Annotated in this window: 16 protein-coding genes; 14 read left to right on the top strand and 2 right to left on the bottom strand. The window is 62.8% G+C overall.

All coding sequences use genetic code 11. From position 1 onward, the window contains the following. Positions 1–92 precede the first annotated feature (92 nt). Positions 93–878 carry an SDR family NAD(P)-dependent oxidoreductase gene (locus J5N58_RS24310; RefSeq protein WP_244713771.1) on the bottom strand — a complete coding sequence of 262 codons (786 nt, stop codon included), beginning with the start codon at positions 876–878 and terminating at the stop codon, positions 93–95. A 239-nt stretch (positions 879–1117) separates the two neighbouring features. On the opposite strand from J5N58_RS24310, the gene J5N58_RS24305 reads away from it, so the two are divergent. From J5N58_RS24305 to J5N58_RS24285, 5 genes are all read left to right on the top strand, one after another. Then, the gene (locus tag J5N58_RS24305; RefSeq protein ID WP_244713767.1) at positions 1118–1918 is read left to right on the top strand and encodes a BtpA/SgcQ family protein; all 801 of its coding nucleotides are present in this window, start codon (positions 1118–1120) and stop codon (positions 1916–1918) included. Between the two features lie 14 nt (positions 1919–1932). Continuing rightward, positions 1933–3441, top strand: a complete 1509-nt coding sequence (locus tag J5N58_RS24300; RefSeq protein WP_113341016.1) for an FGGY-family carbohydrate kinase — start codon at positions 1933–1935, stop codon at positions 3439–3441. Beyond that, a complete protein-coding gene (locus J5N58_RS24295; RefSeq protein ID WP_244713745.1) occupies positions 3438–4139 on the top strand; it encodes an HAD family hydrolase in 702 nt (233 codons plus the stop codon). The genes J5N58_RS24300 and J5N58_RS24295 overlap by 4 nt, the downstream gene beginning before the upstream one ends. 605 nt (positions 4140–4744) lie before the next feature. Beyond that, positions 4745–5578: a DeoR/GlpR family DNA-binding transcription regulator gene (locus J5N58_RS24290; protein ID WP_112828507.1), complete on the top strand. Its 834-nt coding sequence runs from the start codon at positions 4745–4747 to the stop codon at positions 5576–5578. 350 nt (positions 5579–5928) lie between these two features. Then, positions 5929–6996, top strand: a complete 1068-nt coding sequence (locus J5N58_RS24285) for a questin oxidase family protein (protein ID WP_113341015.1) — start codon at positions 5929–5931, stop codon at positions 6994–6996. A 413-nt stretch (positions 6997–7409) separates the two neighbouring features. Here J5N58_RS24285 and J5N58_RS24280 read toward each other — a convergent pair whose 3' ends face one another. Then, positions 7410–8885, bottom strand: a complete 1476-nt coding sequence (locus J5N58_RS24280) for an FAD-dependent oxidoreductase (RefSeq protein ID WP_113341014.1) — start codon at positions 8883–8885, stop codon at positions 7410–7412. 376 nt (positions 8886–9261) lie between these two features. Between J5N58_RS24280 and J5N58_RS24275 the strand changes: the two genes are divergently transcribed. The 9 genes from J5N58_RS24275 to J5N58_RS24235 all read left to right on the top strand — a co-directional run bounded on the left by J5N58_RS24275 (position 9262) and on the right by J5N58_RS24235 (position 19745). Beyond that, a complete protein-coding gene (locus J5N58_RS24275; RefSeq protein ID WP_244713741.1) occupies positions 9262–10557 on the top strand; it encodes an ABC transporter substrate-binding protein in 1296 nt (431 codons plus the stop codon). Positions 10558–10803: 246 nt separating this feature from the next. Continuing rightward, the gene (locus tag J5N58_RS24270; protein WP_112828502.1) at positions 10804–11703 is read left to right on the top strand and encodes a carbohydrate ABC transporter permease; all 900 of its coding nucleotides are present in this window, start codon (positions 10804–10806) and stop codon (positions 11701–11703) included. A gap of 4 nt (positions 11704–11707) precedes the next feature. Continuing rightward, a complete protein-coding gene (locus J5N58_RS24265) occupies positions 11708–12529 on the top strand; it encodes a carbohydrate ABC transporter permease (protein WP_112828501.1) in 822 nt (273 codons plus the stop codon). A 10-nt stretch (positions 12530–12539) separates the two neighbouring features. Further along, positions 12540–13688, top strand: coding sequence for an ABC transporter ATP-binding protein (locus tag J5N58_RS24260; RefSeq protein WP_113443697.1), 1149 nt, complete (start codon positions 12540–12542; stop codon positions 13686–13688). Then, positions 13685–14371, top strand: coding sequence for a cysteine hydrolase family protein (locus J5N58_RS24255; RefSeq protein WP_113443698.1), 687 nt, complete (start codon positions 13685–13687; stop codon positions 14369–14371). Before J5N58_RS24260 ends, J5N58_RS24255 begins: the two co-directional genes overlap by 4 nt. Continuing rightward, complete coding sequence (locus tag J5N58_RS24250) at positions 14364–15005, top strand: cysteine hydrolase family protein (RefSeq protein WP_113443699.1); 642 nt, start codon at positions 14364–14366, stop codon at positions 15003–15005. The genes J5N58_RS24255 and J5N58_RS24250 overlap by 8 nt, the downstream gene beginning before the upstream one ends. 4 nt (positions 15006–15009) lie before the next feature. Continuing rightward, positions 15010–16839, top strand: a complete 1830-nt coding sequence (atzF, locus tag J5N58_RS24245; protein WP_113443700.1) for an allophanate hydrolase — start codon at positions 15010–15012, stop codon at positions 16837–16839. A 123-nt stretch (positions 16840–16962) separates the two neighbouring features. Continuing rightward, complete coding sequence (locus J5N58_RS24240) at positions 16963–18156, top strand: amidohydrolase family protein (RefSeq protein WP_113467463.1); 1194 nt, start codon at positions 16963–16965, stop codon at positions 18154–18156. A gap of 20 nt (positions 18157–18176) precedes the next feature. Next, positions 18177–19745: a gamma-glutamyltransferase family protein gene (locus J5N58_RS24235; RefSeq protein ID WP_244713723.1), complete on the top strand. Its 1569-nt coding sequence runs from the start codon at positions 18177–18179 to the stop codon at positions 19743–19745. Positions 19746–19755: the final 10 nt, after the last annotated feature.

Genomic DNA, 19755 nt, shown 5'->3' with positions numbered 1-19755 from the left:
GCCGCAGGTTCAAATCCTGCCCCCGCAACCAATAATCCCTGCGAAAACTCTGTTCCTGCTCAAATAGCTGGTCTACCTGGCGGTCTTAAGCGTCAGGTCATGTAGACGCCACCGGTGACGTTGATGCCCTGTCCCGTCATGAAGCGGGCGCTTTCCGAACACAGGAAGACCACGACATCGGCGACATCTTCGGGCGTCTCGATGCGGCCGAGCGGCGTCTGGCCGACATATTCGTTGAACACCTGTTCCGGCGAGATGCCGCGCAATGTCGCTTCCCACTCGATTTCGCGGCTCTGCATGCCGGTCTTGACGAAGCCGGGGCAGACGGCGTTCACCCGGATGCCCTGCGGCGCCAGTTCTCTCGCCAGAGCCTGCGTCCAGCCCAGCACTGCGAACTTGCTGGCGGAATAATGCGCCAGAAGCGGCGCGCCGACCTTGGCGGCCAGCGATGCGGTGTTGACGATGCAGCCACTGCCTTTTTGAGAGAAATGACGCCCGGTGATCTGGTTGGTCAGGAAAATGCCGCGGGTGTTCACATCGAAGTTGAAGTCCCATTCCTCGTCGGTCAGTTCCAGCGCCTTCTGCATGGTGGAGACACCGGCATTGGCAATCAGGATGTCGATGTCGCCGAGCTTTTCCAGTGCTGTCGAAAATGCTGCCTCGACCGAGGAACGCTTGCGCACGTCGATTTCCACCGCAATCGCACCGTTGCCGATTTCCGCCGCCGCATCTTCCGCCGATTTCAGATTGATGTCCGCAATGGCGACCGTCACACCCTGAGCCGCAAGCGCGCGGGCAATCGCAAGGCCGATCCCGGTACCGCCGCCTGTGAGAAAAGCGCGACGGCCGCTGAGTTCTGGGAAAACCGGATGGGTCATGGGCACTCCTTATTATGCTGCAACACGATAAGAAACAAAATCGAACTTATCAAATGTTTTTTTTGTTTGCTTGCGTTCGTTTCTCTGTTTATGCTCCCTGCAACTCACATTCGTGTCGCGGCTTCCGGAGCTGCGCCGCTCCTCCTTAAGGTCCTTCACCGCGCCAGCGGCACGGGCCGTAAAATATCGCCGGACGGGCAGTTTCGCCCGAAAATTAGACGCCGCTGAAGGATCTGGAAATGGTTTTTGATTGCTTTGGAGCCCGAAAGAAAGTCGTGATTGCCATGGCCCATATCGGGGCGCTGCCGGGGTCTCCACTTTATGACGTCGATGGTGGCGTGGATAAGCTCATCGGCGATGTGATGTCGGACGTCGAAAAGCTCCAGGCCGGCGGCGTCGATGCCATCATGTTCGGCAATGAAAACGACCGTCCCTATGTGTTCAAAGGCTCGCCGGAAAGCATCGCGGCGATGACCGCCATCGTGCAGGCGATCAAGCCGTCGCTGAAGGTGCCGTTCGGCGTCAATTACCTCTGGGATCCGCTGTCGAGCGTCGCCATCGGCGCGGTCACGGGTGCAAGCTTCGTGCGCGAAATCTTCACCGGCCTGTTCGCTTCGGACATGGGCCTGTGGGAGCCGGATTGCGCCGGTGCTGCCCGCCTGCGCGCCAATCTCGGCCGCAAGGATATGAAGATGCTGTTCAACATCAATGCGGAATTCGCCCATTCGCTTGACCAGCGCCCGATTGCCCTTCGGGCCAAGAGCGCCGTCTTCTCCTCGCTTGCCGACGCGATCCTCGTTTCCGGCCCGATCACCGGCCAGCCGGCCAACCAGTCGGACCTGCGCGAAGTCTGCGAAGTCATCAAGGACGTTCCGGTCTTCGCCAATACCGGCGTGAACATCGACAATGTCCGCGACATTTTCTCCATGGCGCAGGGCGTCGTCATCGGCACCCATTTCAAGGTCGATGGCAACACCTGGAATGCGGTTGACGGCAGCCGCGTCAAGCGTTTCATGGACGTCGTCGAAACCCTGCGCTGATACGGAACCCCTCCATGACCGTCGTTCTTGGCCTGGATATCGGGACAACCTCGACCATCGGCATTCTGGTCGGGCTGCCCGACCGCATACTGGCGACCGCCACCCGCTCGGTGACACTTTCCTCTCCCCGCGCCGGCTGGGCCGAGGAGAACCCGGCGGAATGGTGGGAGAATGTCCGCGCCATCGTCGCGGAACTGCTCCAGCAGAGCGGCCTCGACGCCACGGCGATCAAGGCCGTCGGTGTCACCGGCATGCTGCCGGCCGTGGTGCTGCTCGATGCCGAAGGCAAGGTGCTGCGCCCCAGCATCCAGCAGAGCGACGGCCGCTGCGGGGCGGAAGTCGCCGAACTCCGGCAGGAGTGGGACGAGGCCGATTTTCTGAAACGCGCCGGCAACGGCATCAACCAGCAGCTGGTCACCGCCAAGCTGCGCTGGATCGAACGCCACGAGCCGGATGTCTTCTCGCGCATCGCCACCGTGTTCGGCTCCTACGATTACATCAACTATCGCCTGACCGGCACCCACGCGGTCGAGCAGAACTGGGCGCTCGAAGCAGGCTTCGTCGATGTCTCGACGGGGCTGATCGACGAGGAACTGGTGCGGCTCGCCCATGTCGACCCGGGCGTCATCCCGCAAAAGCGCGCCTCCCATGAGATCATGGGCGTGATCGATGCGCGTGGCGCTGCCGAAACCGGCCTTGCGGCCGGAACGCCGGTTGTGGGAGGTGCTGCCGACATGATCGCCTCGGCGCTCGGGGCAGGGGTCATCGATGCCGGCGACGTGCTTTTGAAATTCGGCGGCGCGGTCGATATCCTGACCGCAACAGATATCGTGAAGCCCGATCCGCGCCTCTTCCTCGATTATCATCTGGTACCCGGCCTGTTCATGCCGAACGGCTGCATGTCGACCGGCGGCTCGGCGCTCAACTGGTTCGTCGAAACCTTTGCCGGCGGCGAGCGCGAAGCTGCACAGGCAGAGGGGAAAAGCCTTCACCAGCATCTCGATACGCTCGCTTCCGCCCGCCCGCCAGGCGCTGACGGGCTGACCATCCTTCCTTATCTCCTCGGGGAAAAGACGCCGATCCATGATCCGGCAGCCCGAGGCGTCGTGGAAGGGCTCACTCTTTCCCACGATATCGGTCATCTCTGGCGCGCGCTCCTGGAATCCTATGCCTATGCCATCCGCCACCATATCGAGGTTCTGATCGACATGGGCCACGATCCGCGGCGCTTCCTCGTCTCCGACGGCGGCTCGCAGAGCACCGTCTGGATGCAGATCGTCGCTGACGTGCTCGATGCTCCGGTGCAGCGGCTATCAGGCCATCCCGGCTCCTGCATCGGGGCGGCATGGACGGCGGCAATCGGCGTCGGCCTGGAGAAGGACTGGCGGGGCGTGACGCGCTTCGTCACCTTCTCGGAAGTGCTTCAGCCTCAGCCCGGAAACGTAGAGGCCTACCGCGAGGGTTACCGCCGTTACCGCGACCTCTATGACCGGCTCGCGCCGCGCTGGAAGGCGGGATCGTGAGCATTCCGGGTTTCATGCCGGTTTTTTCGGCCGTCGCCTGGGATATCGACGGCACGCTGGTGGATAGCGAACCGCTGCATCACCGCGCGCTGGTGGCGGCATCGAAGGGTTTCGGCGTTGATCTCGCCGACCTGCCGGACATGGCGTTTCGCGGCGTTCACATGGGCGACGTATGGAAGCGCCTGCAACCGCGCTTTCCGCCGGGGCTTGCCGAGCAGGCGTGGCTGGACGCGATCAACCGCCATTATATCGAACATCGCCACAGTCTTACGACCATGCCTGGAGCCGTCGAGACCGTCCGCATGCTCGCCGATCTCGGCATTCCCCAGGTTTGCGTTTCCAATTCCTGCCGGGCGGTGGTCGATGCCAATCTCGATGCAATGGGCATTGCGTCTTCCATCTGCTTTTCGGTCAGCCTTGACGACGTGACGGAAGGCAAACCTTCACCCATCCCCTATCGCATGGCCGCCGAACGGCTCGGCCTTCCCGCGGGTTCGATCATCGCCATCGAGGACAGTTTCACCGGTCTCGCTTCTGCAAGGGCCGCGGGCCTCTTTGCGGTGTTCTATACGGCGCATGACGAAGCTACGGCGGCAGAGGGCGCGGGCGTGACGCCGGACATGACGGTCACCGCACTTTCCGAGATCGTCTCGCTGTTCTCGGTCGAGCGAGCAGGGAGCCTCGCGCGCCGGGCGTAGGGCAGGGTTCAGTGGGTTTGCGCTTTGGCGTGCTATCTCGTTCGAAGCGAATGACCCTGTTGCTGGTGGCCTGNTGACGGTCACCGCACTTTCCGAGATCGTCTCGCTGTTCTCGGTCGAGCGAGCAGGGAGCCTCGCGCGCCGGGCGTAGGGCAGGGTTCAGTGGGTTTGCGCTTTGGCGTGCTATCTCGTTCGAAGCGAATGACCCTGTTGCTGGTGGCCTGAACCCCCTCTGGCCTGCCGGCCATCTCCCCCACAAGGGGGGAGAACCGCAGAACGGCCACCCTTGTTCGCTTCTATTTCCAGCGATGCGATGACATTTTCGGTCGAGAGGGAGCGAGCGGTATCCCCATCTGATCTCCCCCCTTGTGGGGGAGATGGCCGGCAGGCCAGAGGGGGTTAGGTAGAGGGGGGTAGGCCACACACACGTCTCCCACCCACCCCCATCCTGCACAACCTGTACTTTCGCACAGAGGTGACCATAATCGTCTGTGCATTGCGTGTTTGATTCGAACAGGCTTTGTTTGAAACATTTTCCCTTTCGGCTAAGCTGGCATCCATCCTTGCCGCAAGGGCATTGGCGACAGACGAAAGACAAGAGACAGATGGCGAGGGAACAGTCGGCGGTGAAAACGAACGAGCGGCCCAAATTCCTGGCGCAGGTCCGGCAGGCCGCGATCGTGGAAGCGATCGGCCGCGTCGGCTCCGTGACGGTCAGCGAACTGGCACAGCAGCTTTCCGTATCGGAAATGACCGTTCGCCGCGATCTCGTCGAGTTGGAAAAAGAAGGAAAGCTGATCCGCACCCATGGCGGCGCGGTCAAGCCCGACCGCGCTCCGGCCATGTCTGCGGGCGAAAGCGTCGATAGCGAGGAACCTGCTTTCGAGACGCGTCTTGTGCGTAACGAGAACCTGAAGCGGCGCATCGCCCATGCTGCCGCCGATCTGGCGGCGGGTGCCCGCAGCATCGCGCTCGATGTCGGCACGACCACCTATTTCGTCGCGGAAACCCTGTCGGTCCGTCCGCACACCAAGATCTTCACCAACAGCATCCGCAGCGCGGCGCATCTCGCCGGCAAGGGCGCCGAAATCTATCTTGCGGGCGGGCGCATTCGTGGCGAGGAAATGTCGACCAGCGGCCCATCCGCCATGAGCCAATTCGAGTCTCTTTGGTTCGACGTCGCCTTTGTCGGCGTTTCCGGGCTGACCCCGGACGGCATCTTCGACTATTCTTTCGAAGAAACCGACATGAAGCGCATCTATCTGTCGCGCGCCTCACGGCGTGTCGTGCTGTGCGATTCCACCAAGTTCAACAACATGTCGCTGGTCTATGTCGCCGCACTCACCGAGTTCAACACGCTGATCTGCGACGAGATGCCGACGGGCGATCTCTACAGGGCGTTGACCGACGCCGGCGTCGAGATCATCGTCGCCGGCTGAGCAGGCCTCGATATGCTCGACCCGCGATCGGTTGCGAATGGCAATCGATCCGCTGCTGTAATCCGCTCCGGATCGGGAAACGCCCGGGAGGGCAGGAAAATGGCTGCTCTGCTCTCTATCGCCGGCACGCGCAGGAAGCCTTCGGCTTTGCCCGGTGACGTGCTTCCGTCGCGAAAGGGGCCTGTCGAAAAACACCAGACAAGCCGATAAATCTGGCCGGACCGAAAGTGCGTCAGGTTGCTTTTTGTTTCTTTGTGTTAGATATTGTTATTTAATGATGGTTTGGCGCCCCAAGGCTGTCGCCCGCGTTCACGAGGGTATTTCCGGGACGAAAGAACGGTTTCGCGATCATGGTCACTGTCCTGAAGAGCATTTATCCCGATCCCTCGGCCGGTGAGCGGCTGCCTTCGCTGATTGCCGATGTCGGTCGTCACAGCGGCGAATTTCCTGTATTGCTCGCCAATCACCTTCCCATGGTTCTGGAAGCCATGGGGAGACTCGGCGCTTCGCCGGCGCGGCTTGAGGAATATGCAGAGCATTACACCCGCATCCATGCCGTTCCCTTCCCGCCGGCGCCGGTTACGCCCCTTGATGAAAGCAGTTGGGAAAACGCGCTCGGAAAGCGCGAGCGTGAGGGCGATCTCCGGCGCTTCTTTGCGGGCGTCGTCGCCGAAATCGGCGGTCACGAGACCATAAGGCGCTATCTGCCGCGGCTCTTCCCCGGCGTTGCCGCTTCCGCTACCCATGGCCTGATGCGGCTTGCCTATGCCGTGCTGCGCAATGACGACGCCGAAATCGCCGTCGCCCTCGGCTACTGGGCCGCCACCTATCTGTCTTTCGAGGCCATTCCGGCGGAAAACCGCCGCGATACCGCCGATCCGCTCGCGCCGATCCTTCAAATGCATGCCGATCCCCGGCTTCGCGATGTCGATGCCCCCACCTATCTCCTGTGGAAATGGATCGAGGCCATGGGCAGGCTCCCGGCGTTTCAGGGATATCTCGGACGGCTCGCGCCGGTGCCGGATCTCTTGGAACGCATGCGGCCCGCATCGCTTGCGCTTTTTGCCGCCACCATGAGCTTCGAGGCGCTGCATGCCGTCACCGGCTGCCACTGGCTGCGGCTGGTCAGCCCCCATCTGGACGAACCGCAGCGCCTCGCCATGCATTTCTGGGAAGTCGTCATGGCGCTCTACCCGAAGATCGGCATGCCCGCTCCGCCTTCGCCCGAGGTTCTCGATCGCTGGCGCGCCATGCCGGTCCCGCCCGATGACGTCATCGCAGCCGCCGCCGTCGCCTCTAACGACGAACACGATCACTCCCTGGTGTTCTCGGCCTTTGAGGAATTCCGCTACACCGGTGACCCCCTCTACAAGGTCGTCGCCGCGCGGCGCGTGGGGTTGGTGGAGTTTGGCGACTGAACGGTTTGCGGGGCGCGCGGTGATGCGCGCCCGGATGGCCGGCGCAATCGCCGGCCACACTGAGAAGCGGAAGGAAGCGACGCGCTGAGGTGAGCCGCTATCTTCCGTGTTCCGGGAGATAAAAGACAACGGTGGCTTCCGCGGTTACCCCCCCCCTCAGCCCTGCCGGGCATCTCCCCTTCAAGGGGGGAGATTGGATAGTGGATGCCGCTCGCTCCCAATCAAACGTAAGTGCTTTTCCGATCACGGTGCGGGAAGGTCAGGAAGGCAAGAGGCCGACCGTTCTGCCGATCTCCCCCTTGGAGGGGGAGATGGCCGGCAGGCCGAAGGCCTAAAGGCGGCGTGATGCACTTCGTTTGCATTCACCCGAGGCGCTTAAAGCCCTCGTCAGCCCCAAACGCAGCACCCACCCTTTAGGCCGCCCCGTCGCAGCAATATTCCGGCTGGAAATGGATCTTGTCGTAGCCGTCGAGCGAGCGGTAAAAATACTCGGCATCGGCCTGGAAGAGGCCGCGGCAGATGCCGGCGACGAGTTTCGGTACGCCGGATTTCAGACCGGTAATGCCGTTGCACACGGGTCCGAGGCTCGGAACCGCCGCGTTGTTGAAGACGTGAATGTCGGCGAGCATGGGCAGTGCTCCCGGCACTTTTTCCTGAAATTCGAAGGCCGGGCCGAGATAGGGATAGGCGAGCAGATCGCTGTCGTCCTCGCCCTCGTTGGGCACGAAGCGGTCGGCCCAAGTGGCAACCGAGCCGATCAGGTTGGAAAGCTCCGGCCGGCAGGCGAGATCGACGCGGTAGCCGGTGCCGAGCAGCAGGTGGTCGAAGCGGAAATCGCCGGCGCTGGTGCCGATCAGAATGTCATCGCCCTCCATGGCGACCGAGCGGAGATCCGCCCCCGTCACCATTCGGCACGCGTCGAAAAACATGGCGCGGTTGAACATCTCGTTGGTCGGCGGCGTCTTGAAGGCGAACATCCGCCGGGTGAAGCGATAGCGGCTGCGATCGTCGAGATCGGCGAAATGATTGAGGAATCCCGGAAAGTTCGACCAGTCCAGCAGTTCCGTGCGCGGCATGACGGAGGAGCGCGCCAGAACCGTGACGCTTTCGGCGCCGGCTTCCAGCGCCGTCACCGCCCAATCGAAGCTCGATGCCGCAGCTCCCAGAACGCCGATTCGTTTGCCCGCGAGAAAGCCCGTATCGATCTCCTCGCCGCTGTGGGTCCAGTGGTCCCGCGCAAGGTTTTCGCGGATAACATCCGGCACGTTCAGCCGGCCTGCACCTTCAAGGCCGGTGGCGATCACCGCTTTGCGGCTGGCAATTTCTTTCGCTGCGCCATGTTCTTCCACGAGCAGGCGCAGATATCCTTCGCCGGGCTCGATGCGGATCAGTCTGGTATGGTTGCGCACCTTTAGTCCGAGAACCGAGCGGAACCAGGCGAGATAGGCCATCCAGTCGACCCGGTCGATCTTGTCCAGCGCGTCCCAGTTTTCAGTTCCGTATTTGGCCTCGTGCCAGGCCCGGTAGGTCAATGAGGGTATTCCGAGATCCGGCCCGGTCAGGGTCTTGGGCGAGCGAAGCGTGCGCATGCGCGCCGTCGTGACCCACGGCCCCTCGCGGCCCTCCGGTGCGGCGTCGATGAGCAGCACGCGCTGAACGCCTTGCCGTTTCAGCCCGAAGGCAACCGATAGACCCGAGAGCCCGGCGCCCACAATGACCACATCGGCCATCACCTCGCCCGAGGCGTCGCGCCGCTGCGGCACCCACTCGCGCTGGCCTGCCTCGATCATGGTAAGCTCGCGCGCCACCTGTGCCTCAAGTGCGGCAAGCGCCGCCGTTCCATATGCGGGGCAGGGGGAAGCTGGAACATCCGCTATCGATGGCTGCATGGCGACATTTCTCCGGGAACGATGCCAGAGTATCGAGAGTGGAAAAGTTGTAAAGTGTTTGATTGTGTTGTTTTCAATTTTTTCGCACATGCACACCTGTTGACGCGCCTTCCTGGACGATCTTCCGGTGGAAAACAGCCGTTGAACAGATGCAACAAAAATATCAAAGCAAAAACAATGGGATGAAAAATCAGGCATTCTTGCCTGAAATTGGATCAAATCGCGATTACGCTTTCATCATCTTGCAAATGGATTAATCAAAGAGGGTGGAGATGGTATGTTTTTTGTGATAGATGTGAATTTTTGTTTGACTTGAAAACGGTCATGACTGACCATGCCTTCATCCCGTTCCGAAGAAAGAAGAGGTTGGCAGTCCATGATGAAACTATCCTCACCACGCATGACCGTCCGGTCCGGCAGGCTGGCGGTATCGGTTCTCGCGCTCATGGCGTCCACCGCCTATGCGGAGGCCAAGTCTCTCGACGGCGTGACGCTGACGATCGCCTCGATGAACGACGGTTTCGCCAATGTGCTGCAGACGCTCGCCCCGGCCTTCAAGGAAGAGACGGGCGCCGACGTCAAGGTCGAGATCATGGACTACGGCACGCTGCTGACCAAGACGACGGCCGACTTCATCGGCGACACCAAAGGTTACGACCTCGTCACCATGGATATCGTCTGGGCCGGGTCCTACGCGGAAAACAAGTATAGCGTCGACCTGACGGACTGGGTCAAGCGCGACGCCGCTGAACTCGATCTCGACGATATCTACCCGGTCATCCTGACGTCGCTCGGCCAGTATGACGGCAAGTATGTCGCCTATCCGCTCGCCGCCTATGCCAACGTTCTCGCCTATCGCAAGGATCTCCTGGAAGCCGCCGGCCTTCCGGTTCCGAAGACCATGGACGAACTGGTCGCAGACGCGCTGAAGCTCAACGATCCCGCCAAGAAGCAGTACGGTTTCGTCGCCAACGGCCAGAAGGGGCCGGCCGTGGCGCAAGACTGGATGCAGTACAACAGCCAACTCGGCGGCTCGATCCTCGACAAGGACGGCAAGCCAGCGCTGAATTCCGAAGCCAACATCAAGAGCCTTGAAGTCTACAAGAAGCTCTTCACGGAAGCTGCCCCTCCCGGCGCCATCGAATATGACTGGGGCGGCCGCGAGGAAAGCTTCCGCCAGGGTCTCGCAGCCTTCATGCAGACCTGGTCCGTCGGCGCCACATCCTATTCCGATCCCAAGGTGTCGAATATCGTCGGCAAGGTCGGCATCTCGGTTGCACCCGTTGCCGAAGGGATGACACCGCAATATGGCGTCGGCGGCTGGGGCCTGTCGATCAATGCCGATATCGATGCGACCAAGCAGGAAGCGGCCTGGACCTTCATCAAGTGGATCACCAGCAAGAAGATCCACAAGGAATTCAACATGCTCGGTGCCGGCGGCTTCATCCGCAAGAGCGAGCTCGATGACGCCGACCTGAACGCCAAGTTCGATTTCCTGCCGGTTCTCAAAGAAACCTACGAACACGGCAATGGTGAGTTCCGTCCGCGCATTCCGCAGTATCCGGAAATCCAGGATCTGCTCGGCACCGCCGTGAACTCGGCGCTTTCCGGTTCTGTTACGCCGAGGGAAGCACTGGACAAGGCGCAGGCCGCCGCTGAAGAACTGTTCTGACGAAGAGCTCCGCCCGCCGCCGCGACAACGGCGGGCGGCCACCCGATTGCAACGCGTGAGAAATTGCGGGCACTATGACAGACTTCGGCATCGGTCCGTCACGGCGACTGTATGCCGGATTTGCAGCAGTTCCATCGGACATGTGCGCAGCATCGCGCTCCGGAATTGCATAAAGACAAGACATGCAGAGCACCGCCGGTGATCCTGTTTCACCCGAGGCGCTCTAGAGTGGAGCGCGTTCTACCTGTGCGTTACAGCTTCTCAGACCGTCGCAGGTTTTTCCTGTTCTTCATGGCAGCCCCTGCCGTCCTCTATGTCGCGGCCATCGGGCTGTGGCCGCTCGGGCAGGGCATCTGGTACAGTTTCTACCGCTATAATCTTCTGCGGCCCGCCCGCACCAAGTTCGTCGGTTTCCAGAATTACATCGACATATTCTCGGACCCGTCGACCCAGAAGGCCATTTTCAACACCTTCCAGTTCACCATCTTCAGCGTCGGACTGCAGCTCATCTTCGGCTTCGGCCTTGCGCTTCTCCTGTGGCGCGACAGCCGCTTCAACCGCATCGTGCTTGCCTTCCTGCTCATTCCCGCAACCATCACCCCGCTGGTGGTCGGCCTGATATTCAAGGCGCTGCTCGGCGCGGATTACGGCCTTATCGGCTATTTCCTCTCCGAAGCCGGCATTGGACCGCGCAGCGGCCTCCTGACCAGCGGCGACACGGCGCTCTGGATGCTGATCCTCATCGACTGCTGGGAGTGGACGCCGCTGATGGCCCTTATCCTGCTTGCCGGGCTGAAGGCGCTGCCGACGGACGTTCTGGAGGCGGGAAGGGTGGATGGCGCCACTGCATGGCAGCGTTTCCGCATGCTGATCCTGCCGCTGATGCTGCCTTCGGTGTTTCTGGCGCTGACGCTCAGAAGCATGGATGCCTTCCGCGTCTTCGACACGGTCTTCGTCACCACCGGCGGCGGCCCCGACGATGCGACGAACACGCTGATGATGCTGGGCGTGAAGGAAGGCCTGCAGTTTTTCAATGTCGGCTATGCATCGGCCGTTGGCAATGTCACCTTGCTGTTCATCGCGCTGATGGCGACTGTGCTGATGCTGGTGGTGCGCCGCGCCGATGTCCGGATCAACGGGAAGTAACGCGATGGCCATGGTCACCAGACGCCGCATCATCGTCGAGCGCACCGCCGTTCTCACTATTACCGTGCTGTTCCTGCTGCCGGTGTGCTGGCTGATCGCCACCGCCTACAAGCCTTCGAACCAGATCTTCTCCGTGCCGCCGACGCTGCTCTTCGAGCCGACACTCGACCAGTTCCGCAAGGCGTTCGCCGCCTTCGACGTGGTGTCGCTGGTGCGATCCTCGCTCATCATCAGCATCGGTACGACGATCCTGTCGCTGCTGCTCGGCGTTCCCGCCGGCTATGCTCTCGCGCGGGCCAAGTCGCGCTATGCGGCGGGCTTTGCCTATTTCTTCCTGGCGATCCGAATGATCCCGGCGATTGCGGCGCTCATCCCCTTCTATCTCCTGATGCGCGATATCGGCCTGCTCGGCAGCTGGTGGGCGGTCATCGTATTCAACACCATGCTCAACTGCGCCTTCGTGACGTGGATGATGTTTTCCTATTTCAAGTCCCTGCCTCCCGACATGGAGGAGGCGGCGCTGACCGACGGCTGCACGCAGATGGGAGCCTTCCTCAAGGTCGCGGTTCCCGCCACCCGTTCCGGCATGATCGCCTGCGCTTTGTTCTGCATGATGTTTTCGTGGAACGACTTCCTTCACCCGATGTTCCTGACCACGCTCGATTCCAAGCCGATCTCGGTGGCGCTGCTCACCGCTTACGGCACCAAGGACATCACCTGGGGTACGCTCGGCGCGCTCGCCCATTTCTCAACAATTCCGATTGTCCTGATGGCGCTGTTCATGAACCGCTACTTCGTCCAGGGCGCGACAAACGGCGTACAGTAGGATTTCCGAGATGGCCCAGATTTCGTTTCAGAACGTGTCCAAGACCTATGCGGGCGGTAAGTCCGCTGCGCTGACGGACCTGAACCTCACGATCAGGGACGGCGAGTTCATGGTGCTTGTCGGCCCGTCGGGTTGCGGCAAGACCACGGCGCTTCGCATGATCGCGGGGCTTGAAGAGATCACCGGCGGCACGCTGAAGATCAACGACACCGTCGCCAACGATCTCGCACCTCGCGACCGCGACATTGCCATGGTGTTCCAGTCCTATGCGCTCTATCCGCATCTGACGGTCGGCGAAAACATCGCCTTCGGGCTGAAGGTCCGCGGCGCGTCTTCCGAGGATGTCGCGACCAAGGTACGCGAGACGGCGGCGCTGCTGGAACTCACCGAATTCCTCGACCGCAAGCCCGCCCGCCTTTCCGGCGGCCAGCGGCAGCGCGTTGCCATGGGCCGCGCGCTGGTGCGTTCGCCCAACGCTTTCCTGATGGACGAGCCGCTTTCGAACCTCGATGCCCGTCTGCGCGGCCAGATGCGCGCGGAAATCTCGCGGCTCCAGCGCATGCGCGCCGTTACCACCGTCTATGTGACCCACGACCAGGTGGAGGCGATGACCATGGGCCATCGGGTCGCGGTGATGAACAAGGGGACGCTGCAGCAGCTCGACAGCCCCCGCAGGCTCTATGACAGCCCGGTCAACATGTTCGTCGCAAGCTTCATCGGTTCGCCGCCGATCAATTTCATGGAGGCGATCCTCGTTGCCCATGAAGGCGCGCCGGCACTGCGCATCGGCCCCTTCCTGCTGCCGCTGCCGGCTTCAGCCGACAGGCTTTCGCCCCGCATCGGCGGCAAGGTCATCGCCGGCATCCGCCCCGAGGCCTTCAAGGTAGCGGCCGGCCCGACGGGACCGGGCATGCTCTCGGCCAAGGTACTGTTCGTCGAGGATCTCGGCGCTGACCTCCTGCTGCATCTCGATTCCGGCGAGATTGCCATGGGCCATGCCGACATGACCGAGGACGACCGCGACGTGATGAAATCCTCGCCGAAGCTGAAGGCGAGCATCGACGGCAGCCACCGCGTCTCCCGCGACGAGAGCGTCAACTTCACGATCGATCCCAACGCCATCCTCGTTTTCGACCCGGACACGGGAGTAACCTTGTGAATACGCCTGATAACGGCGGCTTCTGGCCGCTCGGCGGTCCCGTCTCGAAGGCGGAGATCGCGCTCATCATCATCGACATGCAGGTGGATTTCTGCGCGCCCGGCGGCTGGGTCGACCAGCTCGGCGAAGACGTCTCCAACACCCGCTCCGTCATCGAGCCTATCCGCGACGCGCTGGACGCGGCCCGCGAAGCCGGCATCACCGTCATCCACACCCGCGAGGGCCACAAGCCTGATCTCTCGGACCTTCATGCCAACAAGCAGTGGCGTACCCGCGTCCACGGTCTCGGCATCGGTGACATGGGCAAGACCGGCCGCATCCTCGTGCAGGGCGAACCGGGCTGGCAGATCATTCCGGAACTGGAACCGGCCGAAGGCGAACTCGTCATCGACAAGCCGGGCAAGTCCTCGTTCCACCGCACCGAACTGGCTGACGAGCTGGAAAAGCGCGGCATCACCCGCCTCGTCGTCACCGGCGTCACCTCGGATTGCTGCGTGCAGTCCACCCTGCGCGACGGTTTCGAATACGGCATCGAATGCGTGCTGCTCGAAGACTGCACCGCCGCTGTCGAGACCCCCAATCACGAGGCGACCATCGAGATCCTGAAATCCTTCGGCGGCCGCTGGGGCGGCGTCTCCGATCGCGCCGCGTTCATGGCGATGCTGGAGAAGGCCGATGACTGAGCACCATCCCAGCACCTTTCGTAGCATCGCCGCCAATCCCTATGCCTGGCCTTTCGACGGAGTCTGGTCTGCCCGCGATACCGCCCTTCTGCTGCTCGGCTTCCAGAACGGCATGATCGCCGAGCTTTCCGCCGGGGCGGAACTCGAGGCCGCCGCATCCCTGCTCGATGCTGCGAAATCGGCAGGCGTTGCCGTGGTCGCCGCCCGCCGGGGTGCGGATGGTGCGCAGGACCCGCTTGCGGCGCGCCGCCGCCTGCTTGGCGACCGCGTGCCCGACAGGCATTCCCGCGAATGGCAGATCAGCGACCGGCTGGCGCTTCCCGAGGATGCCATCGTCGTCGATTTCGGCGGCGACAACGCCTTCATTCGCACCGGACTTGAGGACGAGCTTCTCCGGCGCGGCGTACGCAACCTCATCGTCACAGGCCTTCCGACTGAAGGCATCGTGCATGCCACCCAGCGGGCGGCCAACGACATGGGCTTCGAATGCCTTGCGGTGTCCGACGCCTGCAAGGGCACGTCCGACCCGCGCCATACCGCGCAATTGCGCATCACGACCTTCGGCAACGGCCTGTTCGGCGCCGTTGCCACCACCGCCGACGTTCTGGCGGCTCTCAAGACATCGCAGGAGTAGCATCATGTCAGAATTCACCTGGTCCGACGCCACGGGCAGTCTCGATCTCGCCACGCTCGGCAATGCCTATGCCAGCGGAGCGCTGACGCCGACCCGCGTCGTCAACGCCATCTACGACCGCATCGAAGCGCGTGGCGACGATCATGTGTGGATCTATCTCGTGCCGCGCGAAACCGCGCTGAAGGCTGCCGCCGAACTGGAAGCCGAAGGCCATGACGGCCGGCCGCTCTGGGGCATTCCCTTCTCGGTCAAGGACTGCAACGATATCGTGGGGCTGCCGACCACCAATGCGCTGAAGGAAGGCGCTTATGTCGCCACCTCCAGCGGCCAGGCGCTTGACCGGCTGTTTTCCGCCGGCGCGCTTTTGATCGGCAAGACCAACATGGACCAGTTCGGCATCGGCCTCGTCGGCATGCGCTCGCCTTACGGCGCCTGCTCATCGGTGTTCGACGAGCGTTACATCTCCGGTGGCTCCTCCTCCGGTTCGGGCGTTTCCGTTGCCGCCGGCCTTTCCAGCTTTTCCATCGCCAACGATGCCGCCGGCTCCGGCCGCGTTCCGGCGGGCTTCAACAATATCGTCGGTATCAAGCCGACGCCAGGCCTCGTCAGCAATGCCTGCGTCTCCGGCGGCGGCTGTGTGAAGACCATCGAAACGCTGTCGGTGTTTTCGCTGACGGTGGAGGACGGCATGACGGTGCTCGACCTGATGGCCGGCTACGACCCGTCCTACCCCTTCTCGAAGCCGGAAGCCGACGGCGTTCCGCTGGTTCCCATCGCACCGCCCAAGACATTCCGTTTCGGCGTGCCGGCAGGCGATGCCCTGCGCTTTTTCGGCGATGCCGAGGCCGAGCGTCTGTTCAGCGAGGCCGTCGAACGGCTCATCGCGATGGGCGGCGAGAAGGTCGAGGTGGATTTCACTCCCTTCGAGGAAACCCAGCGCATTCTCTATGACGGTCCGTGGATTTCCGAACGCGCGCTCAGCCTCGACAGGGTGCTTGAGAAATACCGGGATGCGATCCATCCGGTCACCCGGCAGATCCTGTCTAAATCCGGCAATTTCAGCGCCATCGATACCTTCGCGGCAATCCACCGCATCGCGGAACTGAAGCGCGATACTCGCGCCGTATGGGACGACATCGCCGTTCTGATGGTGCCCACAACGCCGACCATCTACACCAAGGAAGAGATCGCCGAAAACCCGATCGAGCTGAACAGCAGGCTCGGCATCTACACCAACTTCGTCAACCTGATGGGTCTTTGCGGCATCGCCGTGCCCAACGGCTTCCGCAAGGACGGCCTGCCGCTCGGCGTCACCTTCCTCGCGCCGGGTTTCGAGGAGGCCCGCGCGGCCGGCATCGCCGCCGCCTTCCACCGGGCGACGGGCCTCAAGCTCGCCAAGTTCGACAACCCCTATCCGGACGCGACCGAACAGCCGCTGCCGGAAGGCTACCGGGAAATCGCCGTGGTCGGCGCCCATCTCACCGGCATGCCGCTCAACTACGAACTTGTCGAGCGCGGCGGCTTCTTCCGTCGCTCCACTACCACCAGCGGCGAATACAGGCTCTATGCGCTGACCGGCACCGTTCCGGCAAAGCCGGGTCTCATCCGCGCCGAAGGCGGCGCGCCTGTGGCCGTTGAGATCTGGGCCTTGCCGGTTGCGGGCTTCGGCGATTTCATCGGCCGCATTCCGGCCCCGCTCGGAGTCGGCAAGCTGACGCTGGCGGACGGTTCTGAGGTGACCGGCTTCCTCTGCGAAAGCGCGGCTGTCGCCGGCCAGCCGGACATCACCGCCTACGGCGGCTGGCGGGCCTATCGCGCTGCTCAGAGTGGTTGAGTTCAGGGCGCCTCAAAAAACGATCTGGCGATCCGTTCGCCGGGTCCGCTATACCTTGCAGAGATGATGCAATGCACACCTGCATCGGGGTTCGATGGAGCGCATGAGAAGGGGCGAAAGGCTTTGACCGATACCGTTTTCACCAATGCCAGGTTGGCGGATGGCCGCCTTGTCGATATCGACATAAAGGACGGCCGCATCGCCACCATCGAAGCCGCGGGATCGGCTGTGGCTACCGGGTCCATAGTGGATATCGCCGGCGCGCTTCTCGTGCCGAGCTTCGTCGAGGGGCATATCCATCTCGATACCAGCTTCTACGGCGACAAGTGGATACCGCATCGGCCCTGCACCAACGGTTTCGACGTGCATGAGCGTGTGACCTTCCAGGCCGAGAACATGGCGAACGCCGCGCCCATGGCGACACGCGCCCGCAACCAGCTCGACCTCTGCATCGCCAATGGCTCGCTCGCCATGCGCAGCCATGTGATGGTCGACGGTTCGGTCGGGCTGAAATCGCTCGAAACCATCCTGGCCGTGCGCGAGGAATATCTCGGGATCATCGACATCCAGCTCGTCGCCTTTCCGCAGAGCGGCATCCTGAAAAGCCCCGGCACACCGGCGCTGCTCGATGAGGCCGTCAGGCTCGGCGCGGATCTCGTCGGCGGGCTGGATCCGGGAAGCTTCGACCGCGATGTCACCGGCCATCTCGATGTCGTGTTCGGCGTCGCAGAGAAACACGGCGTCGATGTCGATATCCACCTGCACGATGCCGGCACGCTCGGCGCCTTCACCATCGAGGAAATCTGCGCGCGCACCACGGCACTCGGCATGCAGGGCCATGTGGCGGTGAGCCACGCCTATGGTCTTGGCGATCTGGCAGCGGATGCGGCCCGCAAGATCGCCGGCCTGATTGCCAGGAGCGGCGTCGCGATCATGACCAATGCCCCCGGGGCCCATAATTTCCCGCCGGTCGCCCTTCTCGCCAGCGAAGGCGTGACGGTGTTTTCCGGCAGCGACAACATCCGCGATTCCTGGTGGCCCTACGGCGATGGCGACATGCTGCGCCGCGCCGAAATCATCGGCTATCGCTCCGGCTTCTACACCGACCCCGAACTGTCGCTTGCCTTCGACGTCGTGACATCGGGGGGCGCAAAGGCGCTGAGGCTCGAAGGCTACGGCATCGAACCGGGCGCAAAAGCGGATTTCACCACGCTCGACGCCGAACACGTGCCTCAGGCCGTCGTCGCCGTGCCTAAGAACCGCCGGGTGTTCAAGGCCGGACGCCTCGTCGCCGAAAACGGCAAGGTCCTGCGGTGATGGAGCCCGCTGGCGGCGAGATGACGGACAAGAGCACCGCAGCCAGCCGCAAGGGCATGGTGGTCGCGCCGCACTGGCAGGCAAGCCAGGCCGGCGCCGAGGTGCTGAAGCGCGGCGGCAATGCCATCGAGGCGGTGATTGCTGCAGGAGCCGCCCTTTCCGTGCTTTATCCGCATTTCTGCGGCCTCGGCGGCGATGCCGTGTGGATGATCGGCGATGCATCGGGGAATGTTTCCTGCCTGCTCGGCATCGGACAGGCGGCGGAAGCGGCAGGTGCGGCAGATATCAGCGAGATACCCGTGCGCGGGCCGGGTTCGACGCTGACCACGGCCTGCATGGTTGATAGCTGGCAGCAACTGCTCTCCCTTTCCTCCGACCGGTGGGGAGGTCGTGAGACACTTGCCCGGTTGCTCGAGCCGTCCATTGTCCTTGCCCAAGAGGGCTTCGAAGTCAGCCCCTCGCAACGTTTCTGGTTCGACTTCCGCGCCGGCGAACGCGAGATGTGGCCGGGCTTTGCCACGCTCTTCGTCGGCCAGGGCATCCAACGCCAGCCCGAGCTTGCCCGCACATTGGAGGCCATCGCCCGTGAGGGTGCGAGAACCTTCTACGAAGGCGAACTCGCCACCCGCATAGTCCGCGGGCTGACCGAGGCCGGTTCGCCGCTGACATCCGCGGATCTCGCTGTAACGCAGGCCCGTTTCGCAGAGCCCGCCCGTCTCGATTACCGGGATGTGACGCTCTTTGCTCCGCCGCCGCCGACCCAGGGCACCACCACGCTCGGCATCATGGGTGTGCTCGGCCATCACCCGATACCCGATATGGAATCGGCAAGCCCTGGCTACTACCACTATCTCGTCGAGGCGGTGAAGCAGGCCTTCATCGATCGTCATCGGCTCGGCGATCCGGATTTTAGCGACATCGGTCCGATGACGGCGATGCTCGATCCTGCCCGTCTCGCGGCAAAGGCCTCGGCCATCGATCCCGACAGGGCGATGGACTGGCCGCATGCCTACCGTCACGGTGACACCTCCTTTCTTGCCGCCGTCGATGCCGAGGGGCGGTCGGCCTGCGTTTTGCAGAGCATCTATTTCGATTGGGGAAGCGGGGTCGTCGCAGGAGACACCGGCATTCTCTGGCAGAACCGCGGGGCGGCCTTCAGCCTCGATCCGCAAAGTCCCAATCGTCTTGCACCGGGAAAGCGGCCCTTCTACACGCTCAATCCCGGCCTCGCGCTGAAAGACGGCCGGCCGCATCTCGTCTATGGCACGCAAGGGGCGGACGGCCAACCGCAGACGCTTGCGCTGCTGCTCAGCCTGCTGATCGACCACGGTCTTAACCCGGCGGAAGCGCTGGCACGGCCGCGCTTCCTGCTCGGCAAGACCTTTTCCGACAGCCGCGACAGCCTGAAACTCGAGGAAAATGCCGGGGAAGCCGTGTTCGCCGCCCTGCAGGCGCTCGGCCATACCGTCTCGCCCATCGGCGCGCTCAGTCCGCTGGGTGGGCAGGCGGGTGTGATCCGCATCGATGCCGACGGCACCATGCATGGCGCGCACGATCCGCGCAGCGATGGCGGGGCCATTGCCATCTAACGGGATTCGC

The organism is Paenirhizobium cremeum, assembly GCF_022884085.1.
Classification (GTDB): Bacteria; Pseudomonadota; Alphaproteobacteria; order Rhizobiales; family Rhizobiaceae; genus Allorhizobium; species Allorhizobium cremeum.
Note: the sequence above shows the minus strand (reverse complement) of the source record. Positions and strands in the feature narration are given on the sequence as shown.

What these genes read in the sequence shown, in the direction of transcription:
- J5N58_RS24310 (WP_244713771.1), bottom strand. Translation starts at nt 878, where the DNA reads ATGACCCATCCGGTTTTCCCAGAACTCAGCGGCCGTCGCGCTTTTCTC.
- J5N58_RS24305 (WP_244713767.1), top strand. Translation starts at nt 1,118, where the DNA reads ATGGTTTTTGATTGCTTTGGAGCCCGAAAGAAAGTCGTGATTGCCATG.
- J5N58_RS24300 (WP_113341016.1), top strand. Translation starts at nt 1,933, where the DNA reads ATGACCGTCGTTCTTGGCCTGGATATCGGGACAACCTCGACCATCGGC.
- J5N58_RS24290 (WP_112828507.1), top strand. Translation starts at nt 4,745, where the DNA reads ATGGCGAGGGAACAGTCGGCGGTGAAAACGAACGAGCGGCCCAAATTC.
- J5N58_RS24285 (WP_113341015.1), top strand. Translation starts at nt 5,929, where the DNA reads ATGGTCACTGTCCTGAAGAGCATTTATCCCGATCCCTCGGCCGGTGAG.
- J5N58_RS24280 (WP_113341014.1), bottom strand. Translation starts at nt 8,885, where the DNA reads ATGCAGCCATCGATAGCGGATGTTCCAGCTTCCCCCTGCCCCGCATAT.
- J5N58_RS24275 (WP_244713741.1), top strand. Translation starts at nt 9,262, where the DNA reads ATGATGAAACTATCCTCACCACGCATGACCGTCCGGTCCGGCAGGCTG.
- J5N58_RS24265 (WP_112828501.1), top strand. Translation starts at nt 11,708, where the DNA reads ATGGCCATGGTCACCAGACGCCGCATCATCGTCGAGCGCACCGCCGTT.
- J5N58_RS24260 (WP_113443697.1), top strand. Translation starts at nt 12,540, where the DNA reads ATGGCCCAGATTTCGTTTCAGAACGTGTCCAAGACCTATGCGGGCGGT.
- J5N58_RS24250 (WP_113443699.1), top strand. Translation starts at nt 14,364, where the DNA reads ATGACTGAGCACCATCCCAGCACCTTTCGTAGCATCGCCGCCAATCCC.
- atzF (WP_113443700.1), top strand. Translation starts at nt 15,010, where the DNA reads ATGTCAGAATTCACCTGGTCCGACGCCACGGGCAGTCTCGATCTCGCC.
- J5N58_RS24235 (WP_244713723.1), top strand. Translation starts at nt 18,177, where the DNA reads ATGACGGACAAGAGCACCGCAGCCAGCCGCAAGGGCATGGTGGTCGCG.